Consider the following 10,367-nt stretch of genomic DNA (forward strand, 5'->3'; position numbering starts at 1 on the left):
CGATCAGAGGGTGGGGTCGGCGGTGGGCAGGGGGTGAAGGGTGAAGGGGGTGGCCAGGTGGGGGGTGGCCAGGAGGGTGGGGTTCGCCGTGGCCAGGGCGGTCTGGCGGGAGCGGCGGGCTTGTTCCTGGTCCACCTCGTGGGCGTACGCCAGGTCGGGATCGACCAGCTGCACCATGTGCACCAGCAGGTCGCCGGTGAACAGCATCCGCTCGTCGGCTGCGGTCAGCAGCACCGACTGGTGGCCAGGGGTGTGGCCGGGGGTGGGCAGCAGACGTACCGCCGGGGTGAGGGTGGTCTCGCCGTCGACCACCCGGAGCTGGCCGGCGGCGCGCAACGGCCCGATCACGCCGGCCGGCAGCCCCGGGTTCAGCGTCTCCGCCGCGTCGACTTCGGCCCGTTGCACCAGGTAGCTCGCGTTCGGGAAGTACGGCCGCCCCGGCGTGCCGGTGACCGCCCAGCCGATGTGGTCGCTGTGCAGATGGGTCAGCACTACCGTGTCGACGTCGGCCGGGTCGATGCCGGCGGCGGCCAGCTCGGCGGGCATCCGGCCGGGCACCGGCGCCCAGCTCGCGGCGAGGGAGTCCGACGGCCCGATGCCGGCGTCGACGAGCGTCACCGGCCCGTCGTCGACCCGGATCGCGAAGCTGCGGAACGGCAGCCACCACTGCCCGTCGGCGGTCACCGAGCCGGGGTCGCGTCGGTCGGCCTCCGCCCAGTGAGCGGCCGTGGCCTGCGGAAACGCGTCCGCGCGAGGCTGGAAGAACTGACCCTCACCGTCGGTGAGCGCAGTGACCGTGATAGACCCGAGGGTGCGGTTCAGTGGCATCGGACGATGATTCCAGGGCATTCCTGTTCCGCGCAGTCCGGTTCCGCCGGCCGGTCGAGGCCGGCTGGGGGCTGCCGGTCCAATTGCAGTACGCTCGTACTGCTTGAGCACGTGTCCCCCGAGAGGAGCGCCGGCCGATGGCGAAGATCAAGGTAAACAACCCGGTCGTAGAACTCGACGGCGACGAGATGACCCGGATCATCTGGAAGCAGATCCGGGAGCAGCTGATCCTGCCCTACCTCGACGTCGACCTGCACTACTACGACCTGTCGATCCAGCACCGCGACGAGACCGACGACCAGGTCACGATCGACGCCGCCAACGCCATCAAGGAGCACGGCGTCGGCGTCAAGTGCGCGACCATCACCCCGGACGAGGCCCGGGTCGAGGAGTTCGGCCTGAAGAAGATGTGGCGGTCGCCCAACGGCACCATCCGCAACATCCTCGGCGGCGTCGTCTTCCGTGAGCCGATCATCATGTCCAACGTGCCGCGGCTGGTCCCCGGCTGGACCAAGCCGATCATCATCGGCCGGCACGCCCACGGTGACCAGTACAAGGCCACCGACTTCGTCGTCCCCGGCCCGGGCACGGTGACCATCACCTACACCCCGGCCGACGGCGGCACGCCGATGGAGATGGAGGTCGCCAACTTCCCCGGCGGCGGCATCGCCATGGGCATGTACAACTACGACGAGTCGATCCGGGACTTCGCCCGCGCCTCGTTCCGGTACGGCCTGGACCGCAACTACCCGGTCTACATGTCGACCAAGAACACCATCCTCAAGGCGTACGACGGCCGCTTCAAGGACATCTTCGCCGAGGTGTTCGAGGCGGAGTTCAAGGCCGAGTTCGACGCCGCCGGCCTCACCTACGAGCACCGGCTCATCGACGACATGGTCGCCGCCGCGCTCAAGTGGGAGGGCGGCTATGTCTGGGCCTGCAAGAACTACGACGGTGACGTGCAGTCCGACACCGTGGCGCAGGGCTTCGGCTCGCTGGGTCTGATGACCTCCGTCCTGCTCTCCCCGGACGGCCGTACCGTCGAGGCCGAGGCCGCGCACGGCACTGTCACCCGGCACTACCGGCAGTACCAGAAGGGCGAGAAGACCTCGACCAACCCGATCGCGTCGATCTACGCCTGGACCCGGGGCCTGGCCCACCGGGGCAAGCTGGACGGCACGCCGGCGGTCACCGAGTTCGCCAACACGCTGGAGCAGGTCATCGTCGACACCGTCGAGGGTGGCCAGATGACCAAGGACCTCGCGCTGCTCATCTCGCGCGACGCCCCGTGGCTGACCACCGACGAGTTCATGAACGCTCTCGACGAGAACCTGGCCCGCAAGCTCGCCGCCTGATCCGGGCGTACCGCGTCATCGGAGCCCGCCGGCACCCTGCCGGCGGGCTCCGGTGTGTCCGGGGCCGCCACGCCGGCTGGCGTCACTGCTGCCGGCGCGCCTCGTTGACCAGGATGGACGAGATGCCAGTCGCGTCCAGGAAGGTTGACCACGGTCGACCCGCGGCACCGTGCGCCGATCAGCCAGCCTTCCCGGCTGTGCCGTGCACAGCCAGCCGTCCCTTCCCTGCGGGGGGCCCTGTCCCGGGCCCCCCGCGCCCTGTTTCCCGCAACGTCGGCCCGGCCGTGCTCAGCCAACGGCCACAGCGGGCCCGCTCAGGCGGCACGCAGCAGGTCGGCGGCGCGTTCCGGGGCGATGTCGTTGATGAAGACGCCCATCCCGGACTCGGAGCCCGCCAGGAACTTCAGCTTGTCGGTGGCCCGCCGGATGCTGAACAGCTGCAGGTGCAGGTAACCCAACTCGCGATCGATCCGTACCGGGGCCTGGTGCCAGGCCGAGATGTACGGCATCGGCATGTCGAACAGGCCGTCGAAGCGGCGCAGCAGATCCAGGTAGAGCGGACCGAACGACTCCCGCTCGCTGTCGCTGAGCGCCGGGATGTCCGGCAGCACCCGGTGCGGCGCGACGTGCACCTCGAACGGCCAGCGGGCGGCCGCCGGGACGTACGCCGTCCAGTGTTCGTTCTCGGCGACCACCCGGTCACCGGTGGCCCGCTCGGCGGCCAGCACGTCCGCGTACAGGTTGCCCCCGCCGGTCCGCTCGGCGTGCCGGCGGGCCGCGGCCAGCATCGCGCGGGTGCGCGGCGTCACGAAGGGGTACGCGTAGATCTGCCCGTGCGGGTGGTGCAGCGTGACACCGATCTCGACGCCCCGGTTCTCGAAGCAGAAGACCTGCTCGACGCCGGGCAGCGCGCCGAGCGCCTCGGTGCGGTCGGCGAGCGCGTCCAACACGGTGCGGACCCGGCGCGGCGGCAGGCTGGCGAAGGACGCGTTGTGGTCGGAGGTGAAGCAGACCACCTCGCACCGGCCGACGCCCGGCCGGACCGGTGTGAACGGGGTGATCTCCCCGGGCTCCTCGGCCACCCGACCGCTCAGCGACGGAAACCGGTTCTCGAAGACCACCACGTCGTAGTCGGGTGCGGGGATCTCGGTCAGCCGGTCGCCCACCGACGGGTCGAGCGGGCACTCGTTCGCCGGTGGGAGGAAGGTGCGGGTCTGCCGGTGCACGGCGACCGCCACCCACTCGTCGGTCAGCGGGTCGTAGCGCAGTTGCGACGCGGGGGGAGGCGGTGGCAGGTCCCGGCGGTCCGGCTGGTCGCGGACCGCGTCGTCGCGCTCGTCGAAGTAGATCAGCTCCCGGCCGTCGGCCAGGTCGATCGCGGTGCGCTTCACGGCGCCGTCCCCTCAGTTGTCGGCGTGCGCGTCACGCGGCCCGCCCCCTGTCGCCTTCACCATGATCAGTTCGCCCACCCGTTCGTCGAGTACCCGCCGTGCGGCTGGGGGCAACCGGTCGTCGCTGACCAGTACGTGGGCCGCCGCCAACTCGACGATCGAGGAGATGCCCACGGTGCCCCACTTGGTGTGGTCGGCGAGCACCACCAGTTGGTCCGCCGCGGCCACCAGCGCCCGGTCGGTCTCCGCCTCCATCAGGTTCGGGGTGGTGAAGCCGGCCCGCTCGGTGATGCCGTGCACGCCCAGGAAGAGCAGATCCAGGTGCAGTGACCGGACGGCCCGCACCGCGAGTGGGCCGACCAGCGCGTCCGACGGTGTGCGTACCCCGCCGGTGAGCACCACCGTCTGGTCCGGACGACCGCCCGCGTGCATGATCTCGGCCACCGGCAGCGAGTTCGTCACGACGGTCAGCTCGGGGACGTCCACCAGCCGGCGGGCCAGCTCGGCGGTGGTGGTGCCGGCGGAGAGCGCGACCGCCGCGCCGGGCCGGACCAGTTGGGCGGCCCGATCGGCGATGGCCGCCTTCTCCGGCAGTTGGCGGACCGACTTGGCGCGGAAGCCCGGCTCGTCGGTCGCGCTCGGCCCGGTCGTGGTGGCACCGCCGTGCACCTTGGCCAGCAGGCCGCGCTCGTGCAGCGCGTCCAGGTCACGCCGGATGGTCATGTCGGACACGCCGAACTCGCCGGCCAGCTCGCTGACCCGGACGCCGCCGGTCGAGCGGACCCGCTCCAGGATGGCCGCCTGCCGCTGCTGAGCGAGCATCCGCCGTGCCTCCCCGGGGTCCACGTACCCTCACGCGGTCAAACGTGTTCCAACAAAGATGAACACTAGCGCGTGCCGGTCAGCGGCGGAAGAAACGGGGTACGGCGACGCCTCAGGTGGACGGGATGGTCAGCTCCACCCAACCGGTCTCGGTCAGATGGGGCAGCACCGCCTGAACCGCGTCCGCCACGCTCACGTCACTGGTGTCGAGAACCAGATCCGCGTCGGTCGGCTCCTCGTACGGGTCGTCGATGCCGGTCATCCCGGTGAGCAGGCCGGCCCGCGCCCGCGCGTACAGGCCCTTGCGGTCCCTGCGCTCGCACACCTCCAGCGGAGTGGCCACGTGCACCAGCACGAAACCCGCCCCGGCGGCGAGAGCCATCTCCCGGGCGGTGGCGCGGGCCGCCGCGTACGGGGCGATCGGGCAGCAGATGCTCACCCCACGGTGCCGGGCGATCTCGGCGGCCACCCAGCCGATCCGCCGGACGTTGAGGTCCCGGTCGGCCTTGCTGAAACTCAACCCGGCCGAGAGCTCCCGGCGCACCACGTCCCCGTCGAGCAGGGTCACCGTCCGGTCGCCGCTCTCCCGCAACGCGTCCGCCAGCCCCCGGGCGACAGTCGACTTGCCGGAGCCGGAGAGGCCGGTCAGGAAGACCACCAGCCCTCGCTGCCGGCGCGGCGGCCGGGCCCGGGCCAACTCCCGCGCCACAGCGGGCGGCGTGTGCCACTCCGGCAGCGGGAAACCCCTGTCGAGCAGGTCGTCGATCTCCGCCTGGGTCAGCGCGAGCCGGCGGTTGCGCGGTGGGATGTCCTCCCGCCACCGCCACTGCCCGTCCCGGTTGTCGTAGGCGAGTTCGCGGGGCACCAGCACCCGCAGCCCGGCGCCCGAGAGCATCTCCCCGGTGGAGAGCAGGTGGGTGACCCCGTACGCGGCGGAGACCCGGGCGCGCAGCAACGCGTCGCTGATCTCCTCGTTGCGGTGCGACAGCGGCACCGCGACCAGCGTGGCGGGCGGCATCCGGTCGCGGGCGGCGAAGATCGTACGGACCAGCGCCTCCGGTGGGAGCCCACCGACGCCGCCCTCACCGACCGGGATCATCACGAGCAGATGAGCGGCCAGGGTGCGGGCGGCATGGGCGATCTGGGCGAGCTGCGGACGATGCAACGGCCGATCGGCGATCACCCCGAGCACCCGGCCCGGGGGCAGCAGCGCGCGGACCTCCTCCGGGTCACGACGCAGCCGCTGGAACGGGCCGTGCCCACCGTCGCCCAGTCGTCGGACCTGGCCGCCCACCCCCGCCACACCCTCGCGGATCGGCCAGACGTCGGCCACGTCCAGGGCCGCAGCCGGGGCACCCTCCCCGTCGGTCAGCACGAGCGCCCGGCGGGCCGGGTCGCGCGGATCGAAGCTCTGCGCCAGCGCGGTCGGCACCTGGAGAACCACCGCCACCTGCCACGGGGTGCCGTCGGCCAGCCGGCCGCGCCGGCTCACCGAGACCAGGTCGGCGCGGGTCATGAAGCCGGTCAGCGGGGCGTACGCGCCGGTCAGCAGCAGCTCCAGATCCGCGAGCTCACCGGGACGTGGCGTGTACGCCGGCGCGTCCCGTAGCACGTCGTCGGGCAGCACCCAGCCGTTGCTCATTCACGCTCCCCACTCGCTGACCGGCACACAGTTTCGCAGCCGACCGCCGATCGGTCGAGGGTGCCACTCCAAGACCCCCGCCGCCGGGTCAGCGTTTGATCCGCCGGCCCACCGCCGACCGCAGCCGGTTCCACACCTTCCGCTCGTCGCGGATGCGCGGTCGCGAGCCGTCGGCCCGGCAGATGAACACCAGCGGCAGTCGCGCGTCCTCGGTCCAGCCCACGTTGGTGATCCGGGCCTTGAGCAGCCAGCTACCCCGCGTCCGGCCACCGTTGAGGGCGGCGAAGTCGATGGTGGCGGTGGCCCGGTGCACCAGGTGGACCGTGTCCGCCGCTGTCGTACCGGTGATCCGTTCGGTCTCGAAGGTGTTCGGCAGGAAGATCTCGGCGCCGGTCTCCCGGTGGCGGGCCACCAGGTCCAGGCGGGCCTTGCGCACCTGCGCGGTCGCGTCGAGCACCTCGGGCTCGATCTCCTCCATCGGCAGCATCAGCACGTCGCGGTCACCGTCGGCACGAAAGCTGACCGGCTGGTCCGCGGAGCGCAGCTCGGCGGCGACGGTCACCGTGACGGCGTGGTCGGCGCGCCGAAGCTCACCGACGGTGCCGTGGGCGCCGATGCCCGCCTCCCAGTGGGCAAGCCTGCGCAGGTCCGCGACCCGGCCCCGCTCCGCCAGGTACGCCATCGCCCGGAGCATCGGCGGCAGCCCACCGGCGACGCCAGGGGCGAAGCGGTCCTGCATGATCTTCTGGACCTCCAGCGCGACCTGCTCCACCCATGCCTCAGGGGCGTTCAGCAGCCGCTTGCCGCGCAGCCGGCTGAGCATCTCGTTGCGCAGCCAGCGCCGGTGCAGCCGGTCCCGCAGCGCACCCGGCTCGGTGTGGGCGTCCACCACGTCCAGCGCCTCCCGCACGCTGGCGTAGTAGCTCGACGGGTCCAGCGGGGCCGCGGTGACGTTGCGTGCGTCGCCCCGTTGAACGTGGTGGTAGCAGATGTAGTCGGACAACACGGAGGTCCGCCGGGACAGGAAGTAGGCCCGGACCACCAGCGAATGATCCTCCAGCCGACGCTTGCCGCCCTCCGGGAACCGCAGACCGTGCTCGTTGAGGAACGACCGCCGGAACAGCTTGTGGCAGGTCAGACTGTCGATCAGAGGTGAGTTGCCGAGCGTCGCGTCGAAGCGGTTCTTCCGGAACAGCTCCCGCGGCACGGGCCGGCCGTACCCGGCCATCTTCCCGATCACGATGTCGGCGTCGTTCGCCTTCGCGCAGGCGTACAGCCGCTCCAACGCCTCGTCGGCGAACCAGTCGTCGTCGTCGGCGAAGAAGACGTACTCGCCGCGGGCCTGCTCGATGCCGAGGTTGCGCGGACGCGACGGCCAGCCGGAGTTCTCGATGTGCAGCACAGTGACGTGTCGGTGCTCAGCGGCCAGCCGATCCAGCCGCTCGGCCGTCTCGTCGGTCGAGCCGTCGTCGACGAAGATCATCTCGAACTCGTCGGCGGGCAGTGACTGGCGCAGCAGTGAGGCGACGAGCTTCTCGATGTGCGGGCCGCAGTTGTACGCCGGCACCACGACGCTCACCTTCGGGACGCCCACCTCGGCCATCAGGATCCCTCCCGCGTCGTCGGTCGATCGCCAGGCGGATCGATGCCCGGTGAACGAGAGGTGAATGGTGTCACCTCGGATGGGTCTTTCCGGAAGCGGGGTCCGACCGAACGCGGGACCGGCGAAAACGCCGCGAGAGCCCGCCGCGGACCTTAGGGGGCCGGCCGGGAAAGGATCAGGGGAGCGCCGGGGGCGTGCCGGTGTCCATGCTGGGCATCGACTCCCTACGCTGGGCGCGTGACACTGATCGCGACCCAGTCGCTCACCAAGACGTACGGAGGTCGGGTCACCGCGTTGGCCGACCTCACCGTCGCCGTCGAGCCCGGGATCATCGGCCTGGTGGGCGCGAACGGCGCCGGCAAATCCACCTTGATCAAGATCCTGCTCGGCCTGATCGCACCAACCAGCGGCCAGGTCTCGGTGCTGGGCATCGACCCGACCGCGGACCCGGCGGCCGTCCGCAACCGGGTCGGTTACATGCCGGAGCACGACTGCCTCCCACCGGACCTGTCCGCCGCCGAGCTGGTCACCCACCTCGGCCGGATGAGCGGCCTGCCCCGCACCGCGGCCCGCGAGCGGGCCTCGGAGGCGCTGCGGCACGTGGGGCTCTACGAGGAGCGCTACCGGCCGGTCGGTGGCTACTCGACCGGCATGAAGCAGCGCGTCAAGCTGGCCCAGGCGCTCGTGCACGACCCCGACCTGCTGTTGCTCGACGAGCCGACGAACGGTCTGGACCCGGCCGGCCGCGACGCCATGCTGGCCCTGGTGCACCGGATCGGCACCGAGTTCGGCATCTCCGTCCTGGTCTGCTCACACCTCCTCGGCGAGGTCGAGCGGATCTGCGACACGCTGATCGCCATCGACGGTGGCCGGTTGCTGCGCGCCGACAACATCTCCGCGATGACCACGGCCACCGACGTGCTCGCCGTTGAGGTCAGTGAGGGCACCGAGGAGCTCGCCGCCCGACTCGCCGAGCTGAAGCTGCCGGTCGCCCGGGACGGGCGGCTGCTCCTCGTGCCGCTCGCCGACGACGGCACCTACGACCTGATCCTCGGCGCGGTCGCCGACCTCGACCTGCCACTGCACCGACTCGACCAGCGCCGGCACCGGGTGGCCGAACTCTTCGCCACGAGGGAGCTCACTCATGCCTGAGCCGTCCACCACCACCGCCCGGCAGACGCCGACCGGAGTCATCCACGACATCGGCTACCAGCGCTACGAGGGCCCGAGGCTGGGCCGTCGGCAGGTCTTCGGCGCGCTCTACCTGCACGGTCTGCGCACCGCGTTCGGGTTCGGGCGCAGCGCCAAGGCCAAGATCTTCCCGTGGCTGGTGGTCGGCATCGTCACCCTGGTCGCGGTGGCCCTGGCCGCCATCCGTAGCCAGATCGGCGAGCCGGTCGCCACGTACGCCCAGTTCGCCGACTCGATGAGCTGGCTGGTCATCTTCTTCGTCGCGGTCGTCGCCCCGGAGCTGGTCTCCCGCGATCTGCGCAGCGGTGTACTGCCGCTGTACTTCTCCCGGCCGCTGCCGCGCAGCGACTACGCGTTGGCCAAGCTGCTGGCGCTGGCCACCGCGCTCTGGCTGCTGCTCGGCGGACCGCAGCTGCTGATGTTCCTGGGCGCCGCGTTCACCACCAAGCAGGGCATGCGCGGGGTGTGGAACGAGTTGCTCGACCTGCTGCCCGGGCTGCTCTACGCCGGCCTGTGGGCGGTGGTCTTCGCCTCGGTCGGCCTGCTCGTCGCGTCGCTGACCGGCAAGCGTGCCTTCGCCGCCGGCGGTGTGGTCGCGGTCTTTCTGATGACCACCCCGATCGTGGGCGTGCTGAGCATCCTGCCGTCGCGCGCCGCCAACGAACTGGCCGGGCTCGCCTCCCCGTCCACGCTGGTGCAGGGGGTGGGCATCTGGTCGCTCGGTGACCTGCTCGTCGAAGGTGACCAGGGCGGCCCGTCCATCGGCGGGTTCGGCCCGGTCTACGCCCTGGCCGCGGTGCTGCTGGTCGCCGGCGCGACCGCTCTGCTGCTGGCCCGCTACCGGAAGGTCGCCTCCTGATGAGCACGCTGAGCCTGACCGGGGTGTCCCGGTGGTACGGCAACGTGGTCGCCGTCAACGACATCAGCATGGCCCTGGGGCCGGGCGTGACCGGGCTGCTCGGCCCGAACGGCGCCGGCAAGACCACGCTGCTGCACATGATGGCCGGGTTCCTCGCCCCGTCGCGCGGCACTGTCACCCTCGACGACGAGCCGACCTGGCGCAACCCCGACGTCTACCGGCGGTTGGGGCTGGTCAGCGAACGGGAAGCGGTGCAGGGCTTCCTGACCGCGTACGAGTTCGTGCTGGCCAGCGCGAAGCTGCACCGGCTGCCCGACCCCGCGGCCGCGGCCCGACGGGCGATCGATCTGGTGGAGCTGGAATCGGCGCAGGACCGCCGGATCGGCACGTACTCCAAGGGCATGCGCCAGCGCGCCCGAGTGGCCGCCGCACTGGTGCACGACCCGCAGGTGCTGCTGCTCGACGAGCCGTTCAACGGCATGGACCCCCGCCAGCGGCTGCACATGATGCAGCTGCTGCACACCCTGGGCGACGCCGGCCGGACGATCCTGTTCAGCTCGCACATCCTGGAGGAGGTCGAGCAGGTCTCCGGAACGGTGCAGGTGATGGTGGCCGGCCGGTTGGCAGCCTCCGGCGACTTCCTGACCATCCGCCGGTTGTTGACCAACCGCCCGCA

Annotated in this window: 9 protein-coding genes; 4 read left to right on the plus strand and 5 right to left on the minus strand. The window is 71.4% G+C overall.

The window, feature by feature from the left end; genetic code table 11:
• Positions 1-3: 3 nt before the first annotated feature.
• Positions 4-828 (minus strand): MBL fold metallo-hydrolase, encoded by an 825-nt coding sequence (locus KBX53_RS10890; RefSeq protein WP_210858953.1) that lies wholly within the window; start codon positions 826-828, stop codon positions 4-6.
• Between the two features lie 137 nt (positions 829-965).
• Between KBX53_RS10890 and KBX53_RS10895 the strand changes: the two genes are divergently transcribed.
• On the plus strand, positions 966-2,183 hold the full coding sequence (locus KBX53_RS10895) for an NADP-dependent isocitrate dehydrogenase (RefSeq protein WP_030337461.1): 1,218 nt from the start codon (positions 966-968) through the stop codon (positions 2,181-2,183).
• 314 nt (positions 2,184-2,497) lie between these two features.
• Here the strand turns inward: KBX53_RS10895 and galT are convergent, their stop codons facing one another.
• The 4 genes from galT to KBX53_RS10915 form a co-directional block, all read right to left on the minus strand.
• Positions 2,498-3,574, minus strand: a complete 1,077-nt coding sequence (gene galT, locus KBX53_RS10900) for a galactose-1-phosphate uridylyltransferase (protein ID WP_210858955.1) — start codon at positions 3,572-3,574, stop codon at positions 2,498-2,500.
• 12 nt (positions 3,575-3,586) lie between these two features.
• Positions 3,587-4,396, minus strand: coding sequence for a DeoR/GlpR family DNA-binding transcription regulator (locus tag KBX53_RS10905; protein ID WP_210858957.1), 810 nt, complete (start codon positions 4,394-4,396; stop codon positions 3,587-3,589).
• A gap of 112 nt (positions 4,397-4,508) precedes the next feature.
• Entirely contained in the window at positions 4,509-6,038 is a 1,530-nt protein-coding gene (cysC, locus tag KBX53_RS10910) for an adenylyl-sulfate kinase (RefSeq protein WP_210858958.1), read from the minus strand.
• 88 nt (positions 6,039-6,126) lie between these two features.
• Positions 6,127-7,641, minus strand: coding sequence for a glycosyltransferase family 2 protein (locus KBX53_RS10915; protein WP_210858959.1), 1,515 nt, complete (start codon positions 7,639-7,641; stop codon positions 6,127-6,129).
• A gap of 237 nt (positions 7,642-7,878) precedes the next feature.
• On the opposite strand from KBX53_RS10915, the gene KBX53_RS10920 reads away from it, so the two are divergent.
• The 3 genes from KBX53_RS10920 to KBX53_RS10930 all read left to right on the plus strand — a co-directional run.
• A complete protein-coding gene (locus tag KBX53_RS10920; protein WP_030337468.1) occupies positions 7,879-8,793 on the plus strand; it encodes an ABC transporter ATP-binding protein in 915 nt (304 codons plus the stop codon).
• Positions 8,786-9,691: an ABC transporter permease gene (locus tag KBX53_RS10925; protein ID WP_051708851.1), complete on the plus strand. Its 906-nt coding sequence runs from the start codon at positions 8,786-8,788 to the stop codon at positions 9,689-9,691. Before KBX53_RS10920 ends, KBX53_RS10925 begins: the two co-directional genes overlap by 8 nt.
• Positions 9,691-10,367: ABC transporter ATP-binding protein (locus KBX53_RS10930; protein WP_210858960.1), on the plus strand; the 677-nt coding region annotated here is incomplete at its 3' end. The genes KBX53_RS10925 and KBX53_RS10930, both read left to right, overlap by 1 nt.

This window comes from Micromonospora sp. M51 (assembly GCF_018070305.1).
Classification (GTDB): Bacteria; Actinomycetota; Actinomycetes; order Mycobacteriales; family Micromonosporaceae; genus Micromonospora; species Micromonospora parva.

What these genes read in the sequence shown, in the direction of transcription:
- KBX53_RS10890 (WP_210858953.1), bottom strand. Translation starts at nt 828, where the DNA reads ATGCCACTGAACCGCACCCTCGGGTCTATCACGGTCACTGCGCTCACC.
- KBX53_RS10895 (WP_030337461.1), top strand. Translation starts at nt 966, where the DNA reads ATGGCGAAGATCAAGGTAAACAACCCGGTCGTAGAACTCGACGGCGAC.
- KBX53_RS10905 (WP_210858957.1), bottom strand. Translation starts at nt 4,396, where the DNA reads ATGCTCGCTCAGCAGCGGCAGGCGGCCATCCTGGAGCGGGTCCGCTCG.
- cysC (WP_210858958.1), bottom strand. Translation starts at nt 6,038, where the DNA reads ATGAGCAACGGCTGGGTGCTGCCCGACGACGTGCTACGGGACGCGCCG.
- KBX53_RS10915 (WP_210858959.1), bottom strand. Translation starts at nt 7,641, where the DNA reads ATGGCCGAGGTGGGCGTCCCGAAGGTGAGCGTCGTGGTGCCGGCGTAC.
- KBX53_RS10925 (WP_051708851.1), top strand. Translation starts at nt 8,786, where the DNA reads ATGCCTGAGCCGTCCACCACCACCGCCCGGCAGACGCCGACCGGAGTC.